Here is a 24,096-nt window from a genome sequence, read left to right as displayed (position 1 = left end):
GCGAACATCGGTGGGTCACTGTGAGCGCCGGCGACCCGGCGATCCCTCACGGTGCACTGACCGTGGTGCGAAGCGGACCGCTAACCACCGTGCAGGACCTGGGCCGGCCCGGCTACGCACATCTGGGGGTCGGCGCGTCGGGGGCAGCCGATCGCGGAGCCCTTCGGCTGGCCAACAGACTCGTGGGCAACCCGGAGTCGGCCGCGGCACTCGAGGTGACGATGGGCGGTCTGGTGGTGCGCGCCACCGGAACCCATCTGGTCGCGGTGACCGGCGCGCCCACGTCTTATCTGATCGATGACACCCGCTCGATGAGTCAGAGCTCGGCGATTCTGCGTGCCGGCCAGACACTCACCGTCGAGCCGCCGACGACCGGTCTGCGGTCGTATGTGGCGGTCCGCGGTGGTATCGACGTAGCGCCGGTGCTCGGTTCGCGCTCCACCGATCTGCTCTCCGGGATCGGCCCCGCGCGGGTGGCCGAGTCCGACCTGCTGCCCGTCGGACCGACTGCGGGTGACTGGCCGTCGCTGACCTTCGCGCCCGGTGATGGGACGGGCACACCTGCGCAACTGGTCGCCGAGCTGGGGCCCCGCGACGACCGGATCGAGGATCCTCATGCGCTGTTCACGGGGTCGTGGGTGGTCTCACCCGCCAGCGATCGGATCGGGATACGCCTCGACCGCGGCGACGACACACCGGTCCTGCGTCATCGGAGCGGGCTCGGCGATCTCCCGTCCGAGGGTGTCGCACTGGGTTCGGTGCAGATCCCACCGGGCGGGCAACCCGTCATCTTTCTCGCCGATCACCCGGTGACGGGCGGATACCCGGTTGTCGCAGTGATCACCGCGAGTTCTGTCGACACGGCGGCACAACTCGTGCCCGGTGAGGTGATCCGTTTCGTCGAGCGCCGATGACTCAGGCGGTGGGTGCCGGCATATCCGACCGGTCGAATCCCGGGATGCGCCAGCGACCGCCGGTGCCGGATTCGCCAGGACCGCGTGCGGTCTCCCGACCGACGAACAGCATAGTGAGCACGACCGCAGCCACCACGCCGACCAGCGCGACGACAGGTTTCGCGATGTAGGCCGCCCACCCGACGGGCGCGATGACCGAGGCCACCACCAGGATGGCCGCCTGCCACCATGTGCCCAACGTCCGCGATGGTGAATTGGGCACCAGGATCGCCAGCGCACCGGCCAGCAGGATCGACCCGATCAGGTCGCTGGGACGGTGCCACCCCCACACCATGAGGTCCTGGGAGACCAGCGTGAGCCACATCGTGCCGGCGAGCACGATGAGCGGCTGCACCACGCGCGGGGCAGCGCGGATGATGGCCGCGACGCATCCGGCCGCGGCGGCGGCGTGACCGCTGGGAAAGGTGTTGATGTGCGGGAACTGGCTGGCGATGAGATCGGGCCGGGTGAGCAGTCCGTCGCGCAGCAGCCGTGCGCACACGATCACCGCGACGGGCAGGATCAGCAGGACGATGATGCTCAGGCGCCGGCGCGCCGCCAGCCCCAGGGCCACGATCGCGAGGATCGCCACCACCCACAGCCGGGGGTCGGTGACCGAACCCAATCCCACCGCATTCGGCAGGTCGTTGTGGGCCTCGGTGCCGCGCAGGGTGAGCAGCCACCGTTCGTCGAGTCGCTGCCCGGCGGCGGTACGCACGGCGACGACGTACACCGCGACCATCGCCGCCAACAGCACTACAGCTCCGGCGATCCTGCCGAGCACCGCGGACACGGAATTGACCCTCCTGCATTTTTGACCGCTCGCGAGGGTACCCGCCCCGGTCACCACCACCGGACGCGACGTCTCCGGTGCCGCGCGGTCACGACGTCGAGTTCTGCTTCTTGGGCGGACGCGGCAGGAAGTAGCTCACACGCTGCCGATACTCGGCATACCCCGGGCGTTGCTCCATATGCTGTTCGAGCAGTCGGGCGCCGGTGGCGAAGACGAGGAAGTAGGTCATGACGATCGGTGAGGCGATGGTGAGCGCACCCGGCCAGTAGCCGGCGACGATCAGGTAGATCCCCCACCACACACAGGAGTCACCGAAATAGTTGGGATGACGGGTCCATCCCCACAGACCGCGATCCATCACCGCGCCCTTGTTCGCCGGGTCGGATTTGAACTCGTCCATCTGTTTGTCGCCGACGCTCTCGAAGACCACGCCCAGCACCCACACGGCGATGCCCACACAGGCCAGCCAGTTGAGTGTGCCGCCGGCGGCCGCCGACACCTGGATCGGCAGCGACACGAACCACAACGCGAGTCCCTGGGTCAGGTAGATCTTGCGGATCGCGACCAGCGTGCGGTTGCCGCCCGCGTCATAGAGCATCTTCTCGTAGCGCGGGTCCTCCCCCTTGCCCGCCGAGCGACGGGCCATCGACAGGGCCAGCCGTAGCCCCCAGATCGCCACCAGCACGAACAGCAGCCACCGCCGCCACGCCGATCCCTCCCCGACCAGTGCGCAGACGAGGGCGATCAGGACGAACCCCAGTCCCCACGTGACGTCGACGACGTTGTGGCGCCCGATGCGGAAGCCGATGATCGCGGTGATGGTCAGCAGCACCACCGTCGCCAGCGCCGAACTGCCGGTGACGACACCGAAATTGCTTGCGTCATAACTCATATCGTGCGCACCTCCGGCATGTGGGAATGTCCGCGAGCGTCGGGACGCACGGCCAGGATCTGGTCGACACCCATCCGGCCGTCGCGAAAGGCCATGCCGCCGCCGACCAGATACAGCCGCCACACGCGGGCGATCTCCTCGCCGACCAGGGCCACCGCCTCGTCGATGTGCTCGTCGAAGGTCTGATACCAGGCCTCGACGGTGCGGACGTAGTGCTCCCGCATCGCGTGTACGTCACGGACCTCGAGTCCGGCCGCCTCGATCAGGTCGACGGTCTGTCCGATCGGTCGCATCGTCATGTCGGGAGCGATGAACGATTCGATGAAGGGACCGCCGCCGGGATGGTTGCCGGCATGACGCGACATCTGCTGAACCAGCACGCGCCCACCGGGTTTGACGCGATCGGCGAGTACCCGTGCGTAGGTGGGATAGTTGTGTTCGCCGACATGTTCGCCCATCTCGATCGACGCCACCGCGTCGAAATCCGACTCAGGGATCGCCCGGTAGTCCTGCAGCCGGATCTCCACGCGGTCGGCCAGACCGCGGTCGGCGATCTGCTTGTCGATGAAGGCTTTCTGCTGCGCGGAGATGGTCACGCCGAGTACGTTCACCCCGAATTCGGTTGCCGCGTGCAGACTCAGCGATCCCCAGCCGCATCCGACGTCGAGCAGTGTCATCCCCGGTTGGAGTCCAAGCTTGCGGCACACCATCGTCAACTTGTCGCGTTGGGCGTCGGCGAGTGTGTAGGCGGGATCCGCACTGGTCCAGTACGCCGACGAGTACGCCATGGTTTCGTCGAGGATCAGCGCGTAGAAGTCGTTGGACAGGTCGTAGTGGTGGCTGATCGCCGCGCGGTCGCGGCGCAGCGAGTGCAAACGCCCTCGAACCCGGGCCTGCGAGGCCGGCGGCGCGGGTGGTGCGCCGAGCACGCCGAGGTCCGACAGTGTGCGTACCCAGCGCGTGAGACGTCGCGGCGTGATCGACACACCGCTCAGGCCGCGGGCGTCGGACACCGCGCGCACATGTTCGAGCGCTGCGCCCAGATCGCCGGTCACCTCGAGTTCACCGGTCACATACGCTTGTGCCGCACCGAGTTCGCCCGGATGCCAGAGCAGTCGCCGCAGCGCGTCGGGAGTGTTGACGCACACCTGCGGGGCATCGGAGGGGCCGGCCTGCGATCCGTCCCAGGCGCGCACCCGCACCGGGATCGGCTCACCGGTGAGGTCACCGATCAGCTCGGCCAGCCGCGACGCCACCGCGTCACCGTTCACGACAACCGGCCGCGCACTCTGCGCATCTGGTCGCCGAGCCGCGCGGTCATCGCCGCTGTCCCGGTTGTCGCTGTCTCGGTTCTCACCGGTTCGGTTGCTGCTATTGCTGTCTCGTTGCCCTGCACACTGTTTCGCCACACGTCCCTCTTCCCGGTCGGCCCCACATGCGCGCGCACGTAGGCAACGGTCAGCTCGACCCATCGCCGCGGATGGTCGAGCATGAAGTGCCCGCCGCCGGGTATCGAGATGTACTCGGCGTCGGTTCCTCTGGTCACCAGTCGTTCGGTGACCTCGCGGGAGAAGATGGGTGAGGTCCACGTGTCCGCACTGCCGTGGACCACCAGCACGTGCTGGTCGGGGCGGATGTTGTCGGTGTCGGCGGGTTCGTCGATGCTGGTGTGGCGGGTGCGCTGCCACCACGGTGCCAAGGCGACGATGGTGGTCACCGACGGATCGTCGGCGACGGCCGCGGCGACTCGCCCGCCCATCGAGTGTCCGACCAGTGCGATCGGTATGTCGCCGTGGCGTTGTCGCACGCGCGCGATCACCGCGCGGGTGTCGACGACCGGCGAGGCCTCGTCGCCGTTCCAGCCGCGTACCCGATAGTGCACGGCGATGACCTGCGATTCGGGTAACGCACGCCGTAGCGCCCAGGTGAACGGGAGCATGCGTACCCGCGACAGATGCCAGGGGCGCGACGGATCGTGGCTGTCGGGTTTGCCCCCATGGAGCACCAGCACCGCCGAGCGCACGGGCGTGTCACGGCGTCTGTTCACACCAGCCAACGTACCGGCCCGCCGACTCCACCCGCCCGGACTGCTCGCACGTCAGTCCGTGCTGACGACCGGCTTGGCATCGGAAGCAGCCACTGTCGCACTGATCCGGTAGCGCACGAAGGCGGGGACCAGTGCCGCGGCCACGAGCACTCCGATGACGGTGAGGACTCCGCCGCCCGCGGTGGTGATCGCGGTTCCGACCGCCGCCGCCGACAGACCGTGCAGCACATCGGCGATCCGCGGGCCACCGGCGACGACAACGGTGAACACACCCTGCAGACGTCCACGGACCTCGTCGGTGGCTGCGGACTGCAGCATCGACTGCCGGAACGCCGAGGAGGCCATGTCGGCCGCACCGCCGACCATCAGCAGCAGCACCGCGATCGGCAGCATCGGGAGTTCGGTGCCGCCGGCGAAGCCCACCGCCACGCCCGTCCCGGCGATGCACACACCCCAGATCACGATGCACACCACCACCGCGAGGCCCTGGCGGTCGATACGGCTGACCCAGCCGGAGAACACCCCACCGAGCACAGCGCCGACCGACATCGCCGCGAACAGCATCGAGAAGGCGAAGCCGCCGTCGATGGGTCCACCGAAGCTCTCGTGCGCGATCTGTGGGAACAGTGCGCGCGGCATGCCGAAGATCATCGCGATCAGGTCGACCACGAACGACATCAGCAGCACCTTGTGACCGGCGAGATAGACGAATCCATCGATCACCGACCGCAATCCGGCCACCCGTCGGGTCTGCGAGTCGCCCTGGAACTGCGGCTTGAGTGACGGCAGCCGGATCACCGCCCACAGGGTGGGCAACATGCACACCGCGTCCACGAAATACAGCAGCGAGTACCCCAGAACCGGGATCAGTGCGCCGCCGATCAGCGGCCCGGCGATGGCCCCGGCCTGCATGACGGTCATGTTGAGTGAATTCGCCGCCGGTAGTTCCTCGACGGTGAGCAGTCGTGGCAGCACCGCCGACCGTGTGGGCTGGTTGACCGCGAAGAACGCCTGTTGCAGCGCGAACAGCACCAGGATCGCCCACACGTTGTTCAGGTCGAGTGCGGCCTGCACCCAGAACAGGATGCTGGCCGCGATGAGTCCGGTGGTGGTCACCATCAAGATGAGCCGGCGGTCGAGGACGTCGGCCAGCGCACCGCCCCACAATCCGAACGCGACGAGCGGGACGAGGCCGAAGATCCCGGTCAGTCCCACGTAGGCCGAGCTGCCGGTGATGGCGAAGATCTGCGCCGGCACGGCGACCACCGTCAGCTGGGCACCGATGACCGTGACGATGTTGGCCGTCCACAGCCGCCGGAAGTAGGCATTGCGCAGCGGGGTGGTGTCGGCGAGCAGGCGTGGCACGTCGATCAGGGTATTGCGTGAATGCGGCAAGTCCCCAGCCGGCGCCGCTTCGGGATCCGGTCGGCGCTGCCGCGCGTGGCAGTGACACGGTCATGTTCCCGAGATCACCTCCCCCGCTCTAGAGAGATCTCTCTAAGAGAGCGACGATGGAGTCATGACCAGCAGACGGTCTCCGCAGCGGGTGGCTCGTCGGCGCGAGCAGATCCTCGACGCCGCGCGTCGGCTGTTCAACGAACACGGAACAGCAGCGGTGAGCGTTGCGCGCATCGCACGTGAATCCGCAGTCAGCCCGGGCAACCTCTACTACTGGTTCCCGGGCAAAGCCGAGATCATCCGAGCGTTGTTCGAGGGCTGGAGTGCCGATTCCGATCCACGAGCAGACGCGTGCGGCGAGCCGGAGACGATCCTGCGGCGGCTCGCGGCGTTGGGCGGGCACCAGGCCCAGGTGAGCGCCGACTACGCCTTCTTCCCGCGTGAACTGTTCGCACTGCTGCACAGCGACCCCGTGCTGCAACTGATGTACCGCGGGAACTTCGAGCGTCGAATGGCGTCACTTCATGATGCGGTGGCTCTCGTCATCGATGCGGGCCTGATCCGCCGTCCGCGGCCACCGGCAACCACCCACGACAACCTTGCCGGTCTGTGGCTTCTCGCCGAATTCGCGCTGCCGTTCACCGAAACCGTCGGTGAGTTCGGCTTCGACGCCGCCGCGGTGCACATGAGCATGATCGAACCCCTGCTCACCGACCGGGGGCGCGACACCCTCGGACTCACGCCCACACCGAGGAGGACTGACAAATGACCGATGACCGAAGCACCGATGTGCGCACCCACCACGACGACCCCGACGTGACGCATGCACCCGAGACCCCGCCCCCGGAGGAACAGCACACCGCCGAGAAGTATCCGTGTGGCGGCGGACCGCGCGTGAGTCGCCGCGCTGTGCTCAAGGGCATCGGCGTCGGGGCGGCGGCAGTCGTGCTCGTCGGCGCGGGAGGTGTGAGCATCCGCGCCCTCACCAACGGCGTGTTCGATTCCGGTGACGGCGCCCCCTATGACCTGTGGGCCACCTGGGGTTCGCAGCCAGGTGTCCGCGCAATCGTGGCCGCCGGAGTGTTGGCCGCCAATCCGCACAACATCCAGCCGTGGGTCTTCACGGTGTCCGACACCACGATCGACCTCTATGGCGATCCCAGACGAGTGATGCCGATCAATGACTCCGACGGCCGCGAACGGATGGTCGGGTTCGGCTGCGCCATCGAGAACATGGTGTGCGCGGCGCGCAACAGTGGTCTCGATCCGGTGATCACACCCTTCCCCGACGGCGATCCCGGACATATCGCCCACCTCGACGTGCGCCACGGCAGGCCTCCGACGGGGACCGAACGCGCGCTCGCCGCGGCGATCGGTCTGCGTCACTCCAACCGCGGGCCCTACGAGTCGCGCGCCCTCGACATGGACGATCTCCACCAGCTTGACGGCCCCGTCTCGAGTGAGCAGTCGGGATTCGCCCCAGGCTCCCCCACCGCGACGACCACCACGCCGCAGATCGTGTGGATCGCCGACGAACCGCGTCGGCGGGCGCTCGGGGAGCTCTATGTGCATGCCACGCAAGCGATCATCGACGACGAGCAGATGTCGAAAGAGTCCTTCGCCTGGTTCCGCAACGATCGGCATGCGATCGACAGCCACCGCGACGGCCTCACTCTCGACGGACAGGGACTGACCCCGATGATGCTGACAGCCGCCAAACTCCTGCCCGCGCAATCTCGTGAGTCGGGCGACACCTTCTGGCTGAAGACCACCCGCGAGGTGCACACCGCGACCGCTGGCGCCTACGGCATCGTGCGTGTCGGCGATGTCGGGTCGCCACTGGACCGTCTGGCCGGCGGACGGCTGCTGCAGCATGTGCACCTGGTCGCGACAGCTCACCATCTCGGGCTGCAGCACATGAACCAGATCACCGAACGCATTGCGCGCGACGGGTCACTGAGCCGTCCCAATCGCTTCGGACCAGCCTGGTCGGACATCATCGGGATCCCAGCGAACCAGGGTCTGGTCTCCTTCCGCGTGGGTTACCCCGAACGGACGGCGAGCAGCTCACCACGGCGCGCACTGTCCGACGTTGTCGATACGAGGTGAGCTGCGAGCGGGCTACGGGGCGGGCTGCGGCCGCACGAGCTACGGCTGCAGTCTGACGGTGTGCCAACCGCCGTCGTCGAGGGTCAGCCGCACCCTGTTGTGCAGACGGTCGGCACGCCCCTGCCAGAACTCCACCCGCCGCGGTCGCAGCAGATAGCCGCCCCACCGATCGGGTACCGGCACGGCTTCGGTTCCGTCGACGCCGCCGAATTGCGCGGCGATCCGTCTGGCCTGGTCCTCGAGTTCATCCCGCGAACCGATCGGCTGCGACTGGAAGGATCCGGCGGAACCGAGCTGCGACCCGCGCGGACGCGAGGCCCAGTACTCCTGTGTCACCTCGCGGCTCACCCGCTCGACGAGACCGCGGAAGTGCACCTGCCGTTCGAGTGCGATCCACGGAAAGGTCACCGAGGCACAAGGATTCGCCGACAGATCGCGACCCTTGTCCGAATCGTGCCCGGTGAAGAACACCAGCCCGTTCGCGTCGACGGACTTGCACAGGACCGTGCGCGTGGACGGACACCCCTGGGCGTCCACTGTCGCGATCACCATCGCATTGGGCTCGGGGATCGCCGCGGCGACACCCTCGCGCAGCCAGCGACCGAACAACCCGAGCCACGGCGGATCACCCGTCAGCCACGACTCGTCGAGGTTCGCCGAGACACCGTCGGCACCTGCTGCACCCTCACCCGACCCGTATCCGACACGCATTGCCGCCAGAGGCAAGGGATCCTCGGGTGTCGACTGCGATTCCACGAGCGATGACGGTACCGCCTGCGCTGCTCGGATGTCCGATCAGATCGCTAGAGTCCTAGTCGGACAGACACGCGTGCGCAGCCCTCGCATGTGTGCCGACCCGGCGCCGCTTGTCCGGCACCGTCTGTCGCCGAGACGAAGGAGCCCATCCACGATGGCCAACACCGAGCTTCCCGAAGGCTTCGTCGAAGGCCTCGAAGGAGTCGTCGCCTTCACCACCGAGATCGCCGAACCCGACAAGTTCGGCGGGAACCTGCGCTACCGCGGCGTCGACATCGAGGACCTCGTGGAGAACAAGGTCACCTTCTCCGATGTCTGGGCGTTGCTGGTCGACGGACGCTTCGGCGACGGACTGCCGCCGGCCGAGCCGTTCCCGCTGCCGGTGCACACCGGCGACGTGCGGGTCGACGTGCAGGCCGGTCTGGCGATGCTCGCACCGATCTGGGGATATCAGCCGCTGCTCGACATCGACGATGCGACCGCCCGGGCCAACCTCGCGCGGGCATCGGTGATGGCCCTGTCGTATATCGCGCAGTCGGCGCGCGGTATCCACCAGCCGGCCGTCCCACAGCAGGTGATCGACGAATGTGACACGGTCACCTCGCGTTTCATGACCCGCTGGAAGGGCGATCCCGATCCCAAACACATCGCCGCGATCGACGCCTACTGGGTCAGCGCGGCCGAACACGGCCTCAACGCCTCGACGTTCACCGCTCGCGTGATCGCCTCCACCGGCGCCGATGTGGCCGCAGCGCTGTCCGGGGCGATCGGTGCGATGAGCGGACCGCTGCACGGCGGCGCACCGGCGCGGGTGTTGCCGATGATCTCCGAGGCCGAACGCACCGGCGACCCGCGCTCGCTGGTCAAAGGTGTGCTCGACCGCAAAGAGAAGCTGATGGGCTTCGGTCATCGCGTGTATCGCGCCGAGGATCCGCGCGCCCGTGTGCTGCGGCGCACCGCGCAGGAGCTCGGGGCTCCCCGGTACGAGGCGGCCGCCGCACTCGAACAGGCCGCGCTCACCGAGCTACGCGAACGTCGGCCCGATCGGGCCATCGAGACGAATGTGGAGTTCTGGGCCGCGGTGATCCTCGACTTCGCCGAGGTGCCGCCGCATATGATGCCGGCGATGTTCACCTGTGGCCGGTCCGCCGGATGGTGTGCCCACATCCTCGAGCAGAAAAAGCTCGGCAAGCTCGTGCGACCGGCTGCCCTCTACGTCGGGCCGGGTCCGCGGCGCCCCGAGGACGTCGACGGCTGGGACGAGATCGTCGCCCCCGGGCTCTAGCGATCCCGTTGCGCCCGGCTTTCCGCCGCGGCACGTCGACGCGCCCGTGCGCATCTGACCAGATACATCGGTGACGGCGGCACCCAACCCAGCTGCTCGGCCATCCCCATGTCGTCGCGGCTGGCCCAGTGCTCGACCACCAACCCCTGCGCCATCCGGAACCAGTGCGTCTGGTCGACGGCGAATCGCTTGTGCGTGGGGGCGAACGCCTGCCGTACCTCCCCGTCGGGGCCGTAGAGCACGAAGGGGCCTTCGTGTGTACCCGACATCGTCGCGTGGATCACCACGAGGTCACTCTCGGTGACCACGTGGTTCACCTCGTGCCGCACCTGCGGGAAAGCCGACCGGAGCCACTGCGCGCTGGCCCAGAACGCCGCCGGTCCGCGGCCCCGGCAGGCCGACGGCTCGGTGGCCGCCTCCCGGTTGATCGCGTCGGGGTGGATGGTGCGATCGAAGTCCAGACGATCACCAGAACCCATGTCCGACATCGATCTGAGAGCCACCTGCGTCGCATCGCTCGTTCTCATCGTGACTCCTCGGCGATTTTCGATCCAGTTCGTCTGTATTCAATACAAGTGTATTCATTACTGAGTGGCTGGTGTCAATACTTCGCGCGACTACGACTCGTCCAATCGCCGGCGGCGCGCACGCGAGCGCCGCGAGGACGTGATCGCGGCGGCCATCGAACTGTTCACCGCGAATGGCTACCGCACGACCATCGCGCAGGTCGCCGACGCGGCGGGAGTGTCTCCGGAGAGCATCTACAAGTCGTTCGCGGGCAAGGCAGGACTGATCAAGGAAGCCCTCGACCGTGCACTCGCCGGTGACGACAGCGACCTCCCGGTGGCCGAGCGGCCGGAGAGCCGGGCCATCGACGACGAACCGGACGTGAGGGGAAAGCTTGCGCTCTTCGCGGCGACCGCGGCCGAGCGCAACAATCGTGCGGCACCGTTGCAACTGGTGATCCGCGAGGGCGCGAGTCACGATCGAGCCATCGCCGAACTGTGGAAAACAATTGTGGCGCAGCGGCTTCAAGGAATGACCATGCTCGCCGAACACCTGGTCGAGACAGGCGGGCTGCGACCGGGGGCATCCGTGCCCTACGTACGCGACACCCTGTGGGCGCTCATCGCGCCGGAGCTCTTCGGACTGTTGGTGGCCGACCGCGGCTGGTCGCTCGAGGAGTACCGCGACTGGCTCGCACGTGCCTTGATCGCCCAGCTGACCTGACCAGATGCCTCTGGGCGAAGGGAGGTGATTTCGAACCGGCACGCCGATCTCTCTACACTGGCGCGCATGAGTGACACCGCGACCGCACCGATCACGATCCCCGCCGAGCTGCTGCCCGTCGACGGCCGCTTCGGGTGTGGACCGTCGAAGGTTCGCCCCGAACAACTGCAGGCCATCGTCGACGCCGGCACCACCGTGATGGGTACCTCCCATCGTCAGGCGCCGGTCAAGAACGTGGTCGGCCGCGTCCGTGCCGGACTCGCCGAACTCTTCTCGCTGCCCGAGGGCTATGAGGTGGTGTTGTCCAACGGCGGCACCACCGCATTCTGGGACGCCGCCGCATTCGGTCTGATCCGCGAGAAGTCGCTGCACCTGACCTATGGCGAGTTCTCGTCAAAGTTCGCTTCGGTGACCAAGAAGGCGCCGTTCCTCGCCGATCCGACCGTCATCTCGACCGATCCCGGCACCGCGCCGAACCCGGCCGACATCACGGCCGCACAGCTCGAGGGCGTCGATCTCATCGGATGGGCACACAACGAGACGTCGACCGGTGTCGCCGTGCCGGTGAGCCGTCCCGCGGGCACCGACGCACTGGTCGCAATCGACGCCACCTCCGGCGCCGGCGGTCTGCCGGTGAACGTCGCCGACGCGGATGTGTACTACTTCGCACCGCAGAAGTGCTTCGCCTCCGACGGCGGTCTGTGGATCGCATTGATGAGCCCGGCCGCACTGAGCCGCATCGCCGAGATCTCCGACGGCGGTCGCTGGTGCCCCGACTTCTTGTCGCTGCCGACCGCTGTCGACAACTCGCCCAAGGACCAGACCTACAACACCCCCGCGGTCGCGACGCTGATCATGCTCGCCGATCAGATCGAGTGGATGAACGCGCAGGGCGGTCTGGACTGGTGTGTCTCGCGTACTGCCGATTCCTCGTCGCGCCTGTACAACTGGGCCGAGAAGAGCGAATTCGCCACTCCGTTCGTCACCGATCCGGCGCTGCGCAGCCAGGTGGTGGGCACGATCGACTTCGACGATTCGGTGGATGCCGCCGCTGTCGCCAAGACCCTGCGCGCCAACGGCGTTGTCGACACCGAGCCTTATCGCAAGCTCGGCCGCAACCAGCTGCGCATCGGCATGTTCCCGGCCATCGAGCCCGACGATGTCTCCAAGCTGACCGAATGCGTCGACTACGTGGTCGAGCGCCTCTGACCTGACCGGTCCTGACCGGGATCACGAGACTGGGATCACCCGACGCGGGCCGATCACCGACGTCCATGCCATGTGCGATGTCGTGTCGATCGGCCCGCGTTGTCGTGTTCGGGTGGTCGTGTTCGTGCGTGTGTGTCGTGCGTGTGAACTGGTTGCGTTTGGTGTCGAGCCCCTCAGAACTGGTTGCGTTTACGCAAACGCAGCCACTTCCTCCAGACGCAACCATTGCAAAGGCTGCGCCAAGCAGAACTGGNACGCAACCATTGCAAAGGCTGCGCCAAGCAGAACTGGATGCGGCTACGAGGCGCACCGAAAATCTGGCTGCGTCTACACAAACGCAACCACTTCCCCCACACGCAACCATTGCAAAGGCTGCGTCGAGCAGAACTGGATGCGGCTACACAAACGCAACCACTTCCCACGCGCCAGCGGCTACACAAGCGCAACCACTCCCCGAACGCGCGTCAGCTCACGAGGTTCGAGATCGGCTCACGCATGAAGTACAGGACGAACACCACGGCCACGATCCACAGCAGCGGCCGGATCGTGCGGATCCGACCTGCCGCGACGGCCATCACCACCCAGCTGATGAAGCCGATGCCGATGCCGTTGGCGATCGAGTAGGTGAAAGGCATCGACACGATCGTCAGGAACGTCGGGATCGCGATCCAGAGCTTGCTGAAATCGATCGATCGGACCTGCCCGATCATCATGGCGCCGACGATCACCATCGCCGGGGCCACCGCCTCCGAAGGGATCACCTCGTAAAGCGGGGTGAGGAACATCGCGACGAGGAAGAGCACACCGGTGACGACATTCGCCAATCCGGTGCGTGCACCTTCGGCGATGCCGGAGGCGGATTCGACGAACACGGTGTTCGACGAGGACGATGCCGCGCCGCCGACGATCGCGCCGGTCCCCTCGACGACCAGCGCCTTGCCGATGTTCGGGAGGTTGCCCTTCTCGTCGGCCAGTCCGGCTTCCTTACCCAGCCCGGTCATGGTGCCCATCGCGTCGAAGAAGTTCGACAGCACCAGCGCGAACACCAGCACGCATGCGGCGAGCACACCGATTCTCGTGAAAGCGCCGAACAGGTCGACGTTGCCGACGAGACTCAGATTCGGTAGTCCGCCCGCCGAATCCGGCACCTTCGGGACCGACAGCGCCCAGCCGCCCGAGTGCTCGGAGCCGGACCCGAGATGCAGAACCGACTCGAGAATGATCGACACGACCGTCATGATCACGATGCCGATCAACAATCCGCCCGGCACCTTCTTCACCACCAGCACACCCATGAGCAGAACACCGATCACGAAGATCAGCACGGGCACCGTGGTGATCGAATTGCCGTCTCCGAGTTGGACGGGAACCGTGGTGCCCGCGGCATCGGGTATGCGACGGACAAAACCTGCATCGATGAATCCAACGAAAGCCACGAAACACCCGATACCGGCGGCAATGGCTGCTTTGAGTTCTGCGGGAACGGCATTGAACACAGCAGTACGAAAGCCGGTGACCGCCAGCAGAACCACGATGATGCCGTCGATCACCACCAGGCCCATGGCCTCAGGCCAGGTGACCTGCGGCGCGATGGTGACGGCCAGCAGGCTGTTGATCCCGAGCCCCGCCGCAATCGCGAAGGGGTAGTTCGCGACCATGCCGAAGACGATCGACATGACGCCGGCCACGAGTGCGGTGACCGCCGCGACCTGCGACAACGGAAGCACATGCCCCAGCACGTCGGCATTCTTCGGCTCCCCCGGGATGCCGCCGATGATGATCGGGTTGAGGACCACGATGTAGGCCATCGTGAAGAACGTGACCAGTCCGCCACGGACCTCGCGGCCCATCGTGGAACCGCGTTCGCTCACCTTGAAGAAACGATCGACGACGCTCGCGGACCCGCGCGGCTCACCGGTCGCCGAATTCGGTGGTGTGTCAGACGTTGCCGACGTGTCGCCGGACTCATTCGAGGAATCGCTGGGCACCACCGAAAGCTACCCCGCGCCCCGCCATCAGAAAAACAACCGGGTGAATGTAGGTCGCGTCGCGATTGGGCGTGTCACCGCCCGGGGGATGGCAGATCGTGGACTAGGCTTTCGCCAATGCGTGGCTCGCTCTCACCACGAGAAGGAGGAGCAGATGCGTGAACTCCGCGTCGTCGGTCTCTCCCCCGACGGCACACACATGGTGTGTCAGGAGGGCGATTCCGGCGACAAGTTCCGCATCGCTGTCAACGATCGACTGAAGGCCGCGGCTCGCGGCGACGCCACCCGATTGGGGCAGATCGAGATCGAGATGGAAAGCGCACTCCGACCCAGAGACATCCAGGCCCGTATCCGTGCGGGCGCCACGATCGCACAGGTCGCCGCCGTCGCCGGTGTCCCGGCCGAACGTATCGAACGCTTCGCCCATCCGGTGATGCTCGAGCGTCAGCGGGCCACCGAACTCGCCGCCCTGGCCCACCCGATCCGGGCCGACGGCCCCGCGCTGGAGAACCTCGGAGAGATCGTCCGCATCGCATTGTCGTCTCGGGGGCACAATCCCGAGAATGCCGAATGGGATGCGTGGAAGGCCGAGGACAACAAGTGGGTGGTCCAGATCAGCTGGCGCGTCGGGCGGTCACAGACCTTCGCACACTGGCGCTACCTGCCCGGCTCCAACGGCGGGGTGGCCGAGTCGCTCGATGAACCGGCGAGGGAACTCGTCGACCCGAACACCTCGCGACCGCTGCGCGGTCTGGCGACGCTCACACCGGTTGTCGACCCGGCGCCGACCCCCGACCATCCCGAACTCGACTTCGACTCCGCGGCATCGGAATCGATGACCGTGGCCGCCAGTGAGGTTGTCGGTGTCGCCCGCCCGCGCACGCCGGCCCCAGTTCGCGAGACGTCCGAGGCAGCTCGCGAGGAGACCGCCGATCGCGACGATCACGCATCCGGTGACCACACCACTCCCGGACGCCCGGCCACCACCGCGTCTGCCGACCAGATCTCTGCCGACGTCGAGGGTGAGTCATCCACCTCAGCGGCCGAGACCGAGGTCCCCGCGGAATCGAAGACGCGCAAACGCAACCGATCGCGAACACCCTCGGTCCCGGCGTGGGAGGATGTACTTCTCGGAGTGCGCAGCAACGGCAGCTCGTAACCGACCGACCCGTTGCGCGTCACCATCAGTCCGCGGAGAAAGGGCCCGATCTTGGCAGCGAAGGCAACGATGATGTGGTTCATCGATTCCGCCGATCCCATCGCTGACATTCGCAAAGGGCTCGTCAACGATCCTATCCAGGCGAAAACGCTTGCGACACTGATGTTTCCCGATTCGACGCTGGTCAGCACCGGAGAGACGTCACTGGCCGCCACCACCGAGAGCGACGACGACGAACTGTTCGCCGGCGTCTACGGACGCCTCGCGGTACTGTCCGGGCCGGCCCTTGGCACCGACCTCCCCAGCTCGATCCCCGACACCACCGTGCGCGTCCGGCCGTCGGAGGTGGTCACCTATCTCCACGCCGACCCGACGACCGCGCTCGGCGTCTTCGCGCGATGGGAGAACGGCGAACTGCGCCGATCGTTCTCGGCGACACCGGTGTCGATCCACGAGGACAACGGACTCCCCTTCGTCTTCGAACGCGGATTCTGGGCCGGCGAACACCCGCTGCACTATGCCGACGGGGTGCCACGTGACCCGCAGGCGCTGCCCTTCCACCCGCAGGAGTTCGCCGAGCAGGCCACCCGTGACTGGCTGGGCTTCCGCTTCACCCGACCGCTCGCCGACACCGACACCGACCCGGCATCGATACCGGTCACCGGTTTCCTGGTGCGCCCCGAGGGATACACGCCGACGCCCGACGACGTTCGGCACCACCCCGCGCCGATCGAACCCACACCGATCGACATCACCGGACCGGCGCGCGTGATGGGCGACCAGCCGACATCCGCACCGCGGTCCCCGCACCCCGGTAGCGACGTCGCGCCGGCCGGCGACACTTCTCACGCCGGCGACACACCCTCTGCGGCACAGGAATTCAACCCTCCGGCGCCGACCCCGGCCCCAACCCCGGAGTGGAGTTGGAATGCCGGCACCGGCATCACCGACCCGCACCGCATGGACAGACAACCCGCCGACGACCTGTCGGATCACGGGTCGTCCAGCGTCCCGGACACCACCAATGCGGCACCCGACGACCAGCCGCATTCCGGCTCACCGAGCGGCGGCGACCCGAACACCAGCGAGCGACGCTACGACGAGACACCCGGCGACCAGCCACAGTACGAGCCGGTGGGCGGCGACCAGCCACATGCCGACCAGTCACCAGTCAACCCGCCGCACACTGACCAGCCGCACTCCGAGCACGAGACCACCGGCAGCAAGATCGCTCGCTGGTTCGGCTTCGGCACCCACACCCCCCGGCGCTGACCAGTCCCCCCGAATCCAGCCACCAGCCCGCACCGGTCTCACCTCAACCGAGCCCACCGCAACGAGCCCACCGCAACGGGCTCACGGGCGCACCTGTCACCCGACGATCATCACGACCACCGACGCGCAGATCGCGACGATCGCCGCGGCAAGCATCCCCGGCGCCACGAATCGCCACACCGGTTGTCGGCGGCGCGCAAAAACCGGCGGTACCAGACCTGCCTCCACGATGATCACCGCCGTCAACCCCAGAATCGGATTGATCTCGGCGACAACCGAATACATGCACACCGACAGCAACCCCCAGAACACGAACACGGCGGCGCACACGATGCCCCCCAGGCACCACGGCGCGTCGGCGTGTTCGGTCGTCACAACCGGGTGCGCTCGTAGAAGGCGACCGCGGCCGCGGTGGCGACGTTGAGCGAGTCGGTTCCCCGGCTCATCGGAATGCGCGCCCGCACGTCTCCGGCACGCATGGCCCGCTCGGTGAGCCCCGGCCCCTCGGCGCCGACCATGAACGCCACCCGCTCGGCGTCGACCGCCTGCGCCAACGGCACCGCCGCGGGATCGGGAGTGAGCGAGACGATGCGGAAGTCGTTGTCGCGCAGCATCGACAGATCGTCGGGCCACGTCTGGACATGAGCGAACGGCACTTTCAGCACATGTCCCATCGACACTCGCACACTGCGACGGTAGAGCGGATCGGCCGTCGCGCCTCCGAACAACACCGCATCGACGCCGAGTCCGGCGGCGTTGCGGAAGATCGACCCGATGTTCTCGTGGTCGTTGACCCCTTCGAGAACGGCGACGGTACGCGCGCGGGTGATCACGTCGGCGGGGTCGAGCGGTTGCGGCCGGCGCGCGACGGCCAGAACTCCACGATTGAGATGAAACCCGACGATGTCGGCCATCACCTGCGCCGACGTCCGGTAGAACGGGACCCCGGCCAACGAGTCCGCACTCAGCACCGGGACGAGTTCGTCGAATCGTTTGTCCACCCCGAGCAGAGCATGCGGAGCGAAACGCGAGGAGATCATCCGTTCGACGACCAGCACGCCCTCGGCGATCACCAACCCCTTGCCACGACGCCCGCCGCGCAGTATCGGCAGATCCGGGCGACGATCCACGGAGTTGAGGTCGCGGAAGTCGTCGACGCGCGGGTCGTCGGCGTCGTCGATGTCGACCACCTCGACGGTCACGGTGTCGTTCACGGTGGTCACGCTACCGGCCGCGCGGGTACCGAACGGAATCCGCACACGCTCACCGCCGCACACGCCGAACACACCGCCGGTCTGTCAGCGCTCCCCTACATGCGCCGACGTCCGTACCTCGTGGGGCGAGGTACGGACGTGGGCCACCCGCAGACGGGGGGTTCATCGCTCGATGGGCGTACCGCGCTGCTTGCGGGATTCGACCACCTCGAGCGCACCGGCCAGCAGCGCGAGCACCGCGATCACCACGGCGAACACGATCCCGGCTCCCTTGAACTGCCAGTACTGCGCCAGCAACCCCTCGGCGATGACCGGCACGGAGATCGCGATGTAGCAGACGACGAAGAATGCCGAGGTCACCGCAGCTTTCTGCTCGGCGGGGGCGGTGGTGGTGATGACCGCGAGGCCCTTGGCGAACGACATCCCCTGCCCCACCCCGCCGACGAGACCGGTGATCGCCAGCAGGATCGGGTTCCCGACCACGAAGGTGAGGATCAGCAGAACCATCGCGACCACGAACAGCAGGATCGAGGTTCGCTCGGCGACCTCCTGACGGACCCGCCGCGCGGCGAGCTGTCCGACCACCGAACCGATGAACATCGAGAACACCAGGAACGACACGGCGATCGCGCTGTGGACGCCGGTGATCTTGGTGGCGATACTCGGCGCCACACCGGTGAACAGCCCCATCACCGCGAAGCCGGCGAAGCCCAGCAGCGATGCGCGCATGAAGTAGACGCGCATGTCGGCGGGCACGCCCAGCGGCATCGGCCGCAGCTTGCCCGGTCGGCGCCCACGGGTCTCCGGGACGAGCAACACCACCACGGTCGACGCGGCCACCAGGCCGAGGTGAACCCAGAACGAGGTGCGCATCGGACCGGGGACCCACGCGACGAGCATGGCGGCGATGACCGGGCCGATGCCCAGACCACCGATGTTGGCGACGCTGGCGATCAACGGAGCCCGTGAGGAGAGTCGTCCGCCGGCCATCTCGGTGACCGCCACCGATGCGGTGCCGACGAACACACCTGCCGACAGACCCGAGATGACCCGGCCCACCAGCAGCCACCCTGTCGAGTCGGCCAGCAGGAACACCACATCACTGAGTGCGGCGAAGGCCAGACCCATCAGCAGGACCGGTCGGCGTCCGAGCACATCCGACCAGGTGCCGAAGGCGAGCAGGGCCGCGAGCACGCCGAACGCGTACATCGCGAAGATGACGGTCACGGTGAGCAGGGAGAATCCGAAGTTGTGCTGATACGTCGAGTACAGGGCCGTCGGCATCGTGGCACCGAGCATCACACCGGCGAGCACGAAGGCCAGCCCCGCGGTGGCCGCGGAGCGGTGGTCCCGGGCCCCGTCGGCGAGGTGTGAATCCGCGCTGGTCGCCACGTCGCCAGAATAGGGGGCGTCCGACGCGCGGTCAGTGGTGTTGGTCATGGCACATACAATAGTGAACGCAGCGTCCATTATTCCGCTCAGACAGAGAACGTAGTGTGTTCCCCATCACATCGAGGAGTTCAGTGCACAAGGGATCGGCGAGTGAGCCATCGACGAGTGGACAGAAGTCGGCGCGGGGTCGAGGACGACCACGCAGCGAGCAGGCGCGGACGGCGATCCTGGCCGCGACGGCCGAGGTGCTGGCCGACTCGGAGCCCGGTGCTGTCACGATCGAAGCGATCGCCACGCGTGCCGGGGTCTCGAAGACGACGATCTACAAGTGGTGGCCCACCCGAGTGGAACTGATCCTCGACAGCCTGGCCACCACCACCCACCAGACCCGGCAAATCACCCCCGGACTCTCGACCCACGATGCACTGGTCGAGCACCTGCAACGACTGATCGACCTCCTGTCCGATCCGGCGACCGGCGGGCACGTGGTGGCGCTGACCGCCGAGGCGCTGCGCAGCCCGAGCGCGGCGGCGGCCCTGGCGGAGAAGTGGATCGGGCCGCGGCGTGAGACAGGCGCGCAGATCATGCGCGACGGCATCGCCCGCGGTGACCTGCGCTCCGATCTCGACATCGATCTGGCACTCGACGAGTTGTTCGCCCCGTCCTACTACCGGGCGACGTATCGCTATGCGGCAGTGGACGATCACAGCGCAACCGAGCAGGTGGACGCATTCCTACGCGGGGCCGCAGCGCCCGCCCCCGGAACCCGCAGCGATACCGATGTGGAAACCTAGGTGGCATGAGCACCTCTGATCTCGTCCTGCGCCGGGCGACCGAATCCGACTGGGATGACATCATCGCCGCGGACGCACGCGCATTCGCGTTCATCCGCCCCCTCGACGACGACGCGAGAGCCGACGTACAGCACAAGGTTCTCGATTCCGATGTCGTTGTGGTGCGCGATCATTCGGATCCGCACAACACCCCACTGGTCGGCGTGGCGATGTTCTATCGGATGACGATGACCCTGCCGGGCGGCCGCCGCGTGATGGTTCCCGGCCTTTCCTGGGTCTCGGTCGCGGCCACACATCGACGTCGCGGGATCCTGCGCATGATGCTGACCGAACTCACCGAGCAGTGGGAACGCGAGGGTGCCTCCTTCGCGATCCTGACCGCGAGCGAGGGAACGATCTACGAACGCTTCGGTTTCGGGCCGGCGACGTTCGAGAAGCAGATCTCGGTGGAGCTCGCGCGATCGGTGATGCGCGGCGAACACCCCGCCGACTCGCGCGTGCGATTCGGCACCGACGAGCAGATCCACCAACAGGTTCCTGAACTCCATGATCGTTGGGCGGCAACACGTTCGGGTGCAATCGCGCGCACACAACCATGGTGGAACCAGATCTTCGCCGATCGCCCGATGCTGCGTGACGGGCGCAGCAGGCTGCACTATCTGCTGCACTCGGGCGGCTACGCGAGTTACCGGATCGCCCACATCGGCGACGATGCGGTGGCCGAGGTCTCCGAGATGTTCACCGTCTCCGAGGAGGCCCACACCGACCTCTGGCGTGTGCTGCTGGGTCTGGACCTCATCGGACGTCTGACGGCCACCGTCCCCACCGACGACCCGCTGGCCGCCAAACTCACCAATCTGCGCGCGGTGTCGGTGACCGGCATCGCGGATGCGATGTGGCTGCGTATCTTCGACGTGCCCGCGGCGCTGGGCGCCCGCGAGTATGCCGGTGATCTCGATGCGGTGCTCGAGATCACCGACGGGTTCCGTGGCCACGGCGGACGTTTCGCGGTGCACATCGCCGGCGGCGAGGCCACGGTCACCACCACCGATGCGCCGCCGACGCTGTCGATGGACATCTCGGTGTTCGGCAGCATCTTCCTGGGCGGCTACCGAGCAACCGAACTGGAGTTCGCCGGCCGCGTCTGGGCGGCCGACCCGGAGACGCTGGTGGCCTTCGACACCGCATTCGCCACCGACCGCGCGCCGTTCTCGGGAACGTTCTTCTGATCCGGTCCCACCTCGGGCCCCGAATGCCTCTCGAACCCCGAATGCCGCTCGAACCCCGACTCCTTGCCGGTCGGCACGGCGCCCGCCTGGCCCGTCTGGACGTCGGGGCCCGTCTGGACGTCGGGGCCAGTCTGGACGTCGGGGCCAGTCTGGACGTCGGGGCCGCTGAAAACGCTGCGACGAGCACGTAGCAACACCGCGATGGCCACCGCACCCGACGCGACTGCGATAACGCCGCCGACGATCAGCGGCGACCGCGGACCGGCGAATCCGGCGATCCAACCGAGCAGCGGACTGCCGATCGGGGTGCCGCCGAGGAAGAACAGCATGTAGATGCCCATCACCCGGCCGCGCATCGTGGGTGCGGCCGACAGCTGCACGATGTTCATGGCTGCCGCGGTGAACGTGAGCGTGAACGCGCCGGTGGGGATCAGCATCACCGCAACCAACCAGTACGTGGGCATCAGTCCGGCGATGACCTCGAACACGCCGAAGCCGACCGCGGCGAGCAGGAGGGTGCGCACGGTGGCCGGACCCCTCCGGCGGGCGGCCATGGTCGCTCCGGCCAGCGTCCCGACGGCCAGCATTGTCGAGAGCAGCCCGTAGCCGCCGGCACTGCCGTGGAACGTGCTGGCCGTGAGCAGCGCCAGCGACAGCGGGAAGTTGATCCCGAACGTCGACACCGCGAAAGCCACCACCATGACCGTGGCCAACTGCGGATGCCCGAACACGTAGCGCAGACCGTCGGCGACCGACCCGGCTACGCTCGCACGCGGCGACCGGTGCAGATCCCCCTCACTCATCGCCAGGAGTCCGGCGATCACCGCGAACGACGTGACGGTGTTGATGAGGAACACCGGTCCGGTCCCGACCAGTGTGATCAGCACGCCGGCGATCGCCGGGCCGACGATCCTGGCCAGGTTGAAGATCATCGAGTTGAGGGCCACCGCATTGGGCAACTGGTCGCTGCCGACCATCTCGATGGTGAACGACTGCCGGATCGGCGCGTCGACGGCCGACACGCAGCCCACCGCCAGCGCGAGGGCGTAGGCGTGCCACAGCGTGACCACACCGCTGGTGTCGAGCACACCGAGGATCAGTGCGCACACCGCCAGCGCCGACTGGGTGCCGATGAGGAGTGTGCGCTTGTCGAACCGATCGGCCAGACCACCGGCCGGGATCGACAGCACCGCGGTGGGCCCGAACTGCAGGGCCATCACGATGCCCACGGCCAGACCGTCGGCACCCGAGAGATGCAGAACCAGCCAGTCCTGGGCGATGCGTTGCATCCAGGTGCCGACCAGCGACACGATCTGGCCACCGGCCCAATAGCGATAATTGCGCACGCCGAGTGAGGAGAACATCATCGGCAAGCGCACGGAGAATTAGTTTACTCGGCCTAACTAATACTCCGGCGTCAGACGCGGGATGTGGTCACGCCGTGCTGGCCGCATCCGCGGCACGGACCGCTGCGCTCTCGGGGTGCGGTGCCTTGTTCGCGGGTTTGCCGTCCTCGCTGACCAGCGAGCCGAGGATCGCGACCGCCCGGGCGAGGACGTCACGCTCCTCTTCTGGCAGCGTGTCGAGGCGGCCGCGCAGCCACTCCTCGCGCGCGATCTGTTCGTCCTCGACGACCTGGCGGCCGTAGTCGGACAGAGTGACGATCACCTGTCGGCCATCGGTGGGATGCGGAGCCCGCTGGATCATGCCGAGGTCGGCGAGTGAGGCGATCACCCGCGTCATCGACGGCGGCTGCACGCGCTCGGCCGCAGCCATCGCACCCGGTGTCATCGGGCCCTCCCGCATGAGGGTGCTCAACGCCGAGAGCTGGGTCAGCGACACGAGCGCGGTGGCGCGACGCCCCCGCAGGTGACGCGAGAGCCGCACGACGGCCAGTGCCAGGTCGCCGGGCAGCCTGGGATCATTTGGGTCCACGCGGCAAGAATAGGTCACTCGACGCCGAAGAAGTACAGCTACGCGAACGAAATTTGCCGACAACTACGCTGATGGCCATGGCCGACACCGAGCCGCGCGAGCACACCACGGCACAGATCCCCGAACTGCCCCGTGCGCTGGTGATCCCCGAACCGGTGATCGCCGTCGGGATGACCATCTGGCTGATCGCGACGATCGTCGTCGGCGTGACCGGACTGGGAGGCACGAATGCCCTGTCCATCTGCATCGCCGGCCTGGTGGTGGGTGCTATCGGTGCTGCTCTGGTCGGCGCACAACGGGCCGCGGTCCGTCGCGGCGACCGCACCGCGCAGCGCGGCCTGCGTTGACCCACCGCCACCGCACGCCCAGGCCGACAGGGATCAGATCACGGCGATGACATCTACTGGGTTCGACCACGGTTCGGGACCTTGGTCCCGGTCC

At 67.3% G+C, this 24,096-nt stretch carries 23 protein-coding genes and 1 pseudogene; 11 read left to right on the top strand and 13 right to left on the bottom strand.

What is annotated here, in order from left to right; all coding sequences use genetic code 11:
* The first annotated feature begins 20 nt into the window (after positions 1–20).
* A complete protein-coding gene (locus tag IEW22_RS13390) occupies positions 21–914 on the top strand; it encodes a 5-oxoprolinase subunit C family protein (protein WP_229742632.1) in 894 nt (297 codons plus the stop codon).
* Position 915: 1 nt separating this feature from the next.
* On the opposite strand, the gene IEW22_RS13385 is transcribed toward IEW22_RS13390, so the two are convergent.
* The 5 genes from IEW22_RS13385 to IEW22_RS13370 all read right to left on the bottom strand — a co-directional run bounded on the left by IEW22_RS13385 (position 916) and on the right by IEW22_RS13370 (position 6,050).
* A complete protein-coding gene (locus IEW22_RS13385) occupies positions 916–1,746 on the bottom strand; it encodes a phosphatase PAP2 family protein (RefSeq protein ID WP_188587110.1) in 831 nt (276 codons plus the stop codon).
* An 88-nt stretch (positions 1,747–1,834) separates the two neighbouring features.
* Entirely contained in the window at positions 1,835–2,638 is an 804-nt protein-coding gene (locus IEW22_RS13380) for a DUF1295 domain-containing protein (protein WP_188587109.1), read from the bottom strand.
* Positions 2,635–3,909 (bottom strand): SAM-dependent methyltransferase, encoded by a 1,275-nt coding sequence (locus IEW22_RS13375; protein WP_373284186.1) that lies wholly within the window; start codon positions 3,907–3,909, stop codon positions 2,635–2,637. The genes IEW22_RS13380 and IEW22_RS13375 overlap by 4 nt, the downstream gene beginning before the upstream one ends.
* Entirely contained in the window at positions 3,906–4,685 is a 780-nt protein-coding gene (locus IEW22_RS20145; protein WP_229742628.1) for an alpha/beta hydrolase family protein, read from the bottom strand. Before IEW22_RS20145 ends, IEW22_RS13375 begins: the two co-directional genes overlap by 4 nt.
* 51 nt (positions 4,686–4,736) lie before the next feature.
* Positions 4,737–6,050, bottom strand: coding sequence for an MFS transporter (locus tag IEW22_RS13370; RefSeq protein ID WP_188587107.1), 1,314 nt, complete (start codon positions 6,048–6,050; stop codon positions 4,737–4,739).
* Positions 6,051–6,204: 154 nt separating this feature from the next.
* Here IEW22_RS13370 and IEW22_RS13365 point away from each other — a divergent pair, with 154 nt between their 5' ends.
* Both IEW22_RS13365 and IEW22_RS20140 read left to right on the top strand, forming a co-directional pair.
* Positions 6,205–6,852: a TetR/AcrR family transcriptional regulator gene (locus IEW22_RS13365; RefSeq protein ID WP_188587106.1), complete on the top strand. Its 648-nt coding sequence runs from the start codon at positions 6,205–6,207 to the stop codon at positions 6,850–6,852.
* Positions 6,849–8,192 (top strand): nitroreductase family protein, encoded by a 1,344-nt coding sequence (locus IEW22_RS20140; RefSeq protein ID WP_229742626.1) that lies wholly within the window; start codon positions 6,849–6,851, stop codon positions 8,190–8,192. Before IEW22_RS13365 ends, IEW22_RS20140 begins: the two co-directional genes overlap by 4 nt.
* A gap of 39 nt (positions 8,193–8,231) precedes the next feature.
* Here the strand turns inward: IEW22_RS20140 and pdxH are convergent, their stop codons facing one another.
* A complete protein-coding gene (gene pdxH / locus IEW22_RS13355) occupies positions 8,232–8,903 on the bottom strand; it encodes a pyridoxamine 5'-phosphate oxidase (protein ID WP_188587140.1) in 672 nt (223 codons plus the stop codon).
* Between the two features lie 199 nt (positions 8,904–9,102).
* Here pdxH and IEW22_RS13350 point away from each other — a divergent pair, with 199 nt between their 5' ends.
* On the top strand, positions 9,103–10,233 hold the full coding sequence (locus tag IEW22_RS13350) for a citrate synthase 2 (protein WP_188587105.1): 1,131 nt from the start codon (positions 9,103–9,105) through the stop codon (positions 10,231–10,233).
* Here the strand turns inward: IEW22_RS13350 and IEW22_RS13345 are convergent.
* On the bottom strand, positions 10,230–10,760 hold the full coding sequence (locus IEW22_RS13345; RefSeq protein ID WP_188587104.1) for an ester cyclase: 531 nt from the start codon (positions 10,758–10,760) through the stop codon (positions 10,230–10,232). The genes IEW22_RS13350 and IEW22_RS13345 overlap by 4 nt on opposite strands.
* A gap of 64 nt (positions 10,761–10,824) precedes the next feature.
* Here IEW22_RS13345 and IEW22_RS13340 point away from each other — a divergent pair, with 64 nt between their 5' ends.
* On the top strand, positions 10,825–11,463 hold the full coding sequence (locus tag IEW22_RS13340) for a TetR/AcrR family transcriptional regulator (RefSeq protein WP_188587103.1): 639 nt from the start codon (positions 10,825–10,827) through the stop codon (positions 11,461–11,463).
* A gap of 66 nt (positions 11,464–11,529) precedes the next feature.
* Positions 11,530–12,672 (top strand): phosphoserine transaminase, encoded by a 1,143-nt coding sequence (gene serC, locus IEW22_RS13335; RefSeq protein WP_188587102.1) that lies wholly within the window; start codon positions 11,530–11,532, stop codon positions 12,670–12,672.
* Between the two features lie 464 nt (positions 12,673–13,136).
* Here serC and IEW22_RS13330 read toward each other — a convergent pair whose 3' ends face one another.
* Positions 13,137–14,522 (bottom strand): NCS2 family permease, encoded by a 1,386-nt coding sequence (locus IEW22_RS13330; protein ID WP_229742636.1) that lies wholly within the window; start codon positions 14,520–14,522, stop codon positions 13,137–13,139.
* A gap of 292 nt (positions 14,523–14,814) precedes the next feature.
* Between IEW22_RS13330 and sepH the strand changes: the two genes are divergently transcribed.
* Both sepH and IEW22_RS13320 read left to right on the top strand, forming a co-directional pair.
* Positions 14,815–15,819, top strand: a complete 1,005-nt coding sequence (gene sepH / locus IEW22_RS13325; RefSeq protein WP_188587100.1) for a septation protein SepH — start codon at positions 14,815–14,817, stop codon at positions 15,817–15,819.
* Between the two features lie 51 nt (positions 15,820–15,870).
* Positions 15,871–17,091, top strand: a complete 1,221-nt coding sequence (locus tag IEW22_RS13320) for a DUF6928 family protein (RefSeq protein ID WP_188587099.1) — start codon at positions 15,871–15,873, stop codon at positions 17,089–17,091.
* Positions 17,092–17,187: 96 nt separating this feature from the next.
* Here IEW22_RS13320 and IEW22_RS13315 read toward each other — a convergent pair whose 3' ends face one another.
* The 3 genes from IEW22_RS13315 to IEW22_RS13305 form a co-directional block, all read right to left on the bottom strand.
* On the bottom strand, positions 17,188–17,466 hold the full coding sequence (locus tag IEW22_RS13315) for a DUF2537 domain-containing protein (RefSeq protein ID WP_188587098.1): 279 nt from the start codon (positions 17,464–17,466) through the stop codon (positions 17,188–17,190).
* On the bottom strand, positions 17,463–18,305 hold the full coding sequence (locus IEW22_RS13310) for a TrmH family RNA methyltransferase (RefSeq protein ID WP_229742624.1): 843 nt from the start codon (positions 18,303–18,305) through the stop codon (positions 17,463–17,465). The genes IEW22_RS13315 and IEW22_RS13310 overlap by 4 nt, the downstream gene beginning before the upstream one ends.
* Positions 18,306–18,467: 162 nt before the next feature.
* The gene (locus tag IEW22_RS13305) at positions 18,468–19,745 is read right to left on the bottom strand and encodes an MFS transporter (RefSeq protein ID WP_188587097.1); all 1,278 of its coding nucleotides are present in this window, start codon (positions 19,743–19,745) and stop codon (positions 18,468–18,470) included.
* An 83-nt stretch (positions 19,746–19,828) separates the two neighbouring features.
* On the opposite strand from IEW22_RS13305, the gene IEW22_RS13300 reads away from it, so the two are divergent.
* Together IEW22_RS13300 and IEW22_RS20135 are read left to right on the top strand one after the other, a co-directional pair.
* Complete coding sequence (locus tag IEW22_RS13300) at positions 19,829–20,491, top strand: TetR/AcrR family transcriptional regulator (RefSeq protein ID WP_188587096.1); 663 nt, start codon at positions 19,829–19,831, stop codon at positions 20,489–20,491.
* Positions 20,492–20,496: 5 nt separating this feature from the next.
* Complete coding sequence (locus IEW22_RS20135) at positions 20,497–21,720, top strand: GNAT family N-acetyltransferase (RefSeq protein WP_229742623.1); 1,224 nt, start codon at positions 20,497–20,499, stop codon at positions 21,718–21,720.
* Between the two features lie 176 nt (positions 21,721–21,896).
* On the opposite strand, the pseudogene IEW22_RS13295 reads toward IEW22_RS20135, so the two are convergent.
* Together IEW22_RS13295 and IEW22_RS13290 are read right to left on the bottom strand one after the other, a co-directional pair.
* Positions 21,897–23,084, bottom strand: a pseudogene (locus tag IEW22_RS13295) (MFS transporter); the annotation flags it as partial.
* 70 nt (positions 23,085–23,154) lie between these two features.
* On the bottom strand, positions 23,155–23,655 hold the full coding sequence (locus IEW22_RS13290; RefSeq protein WP_188587095.1) for a MarR family winged helix-turn-helix transcriptional regulator: 501 nt from the start codon (positions 23,653–23,655) through the stop codon (positions 23,155–23,157).
* A gap of 77 nt (positions 23,656–23,732) precedes the next feature.
* Here IEW22_RS13290 and IEW22_RS13285 point away from each other — a divergent pair, with 77 nt between their 5' ends.
* Positions 23,733–24,002 (top strand): DUF2530 domain-containing protein, encoded by a 270-nt coding sequence (locus IEW22_RS13285; protein WP_188587094.1) that lies wholly within the window; start codon positions 23,733–23,735, stop codon positions 24,000–24,002.
* Positions 24,003–24,096: the final 94 nt, after the last annotated feature.

The sequence above is a fragment of the Gordonia jinhuaensis genome (genome assembly GCF_014639795.1).
GTDB lineage: Bacteria > Actinomycetota > Actinomycetes > Mycobacteriales > Mycobacteriaceae > Gordonia_B > Gordonia_B jinhuaensis.
This window is presented reverse-complemented; position numbering and strand designations above follow the sequence as displayed.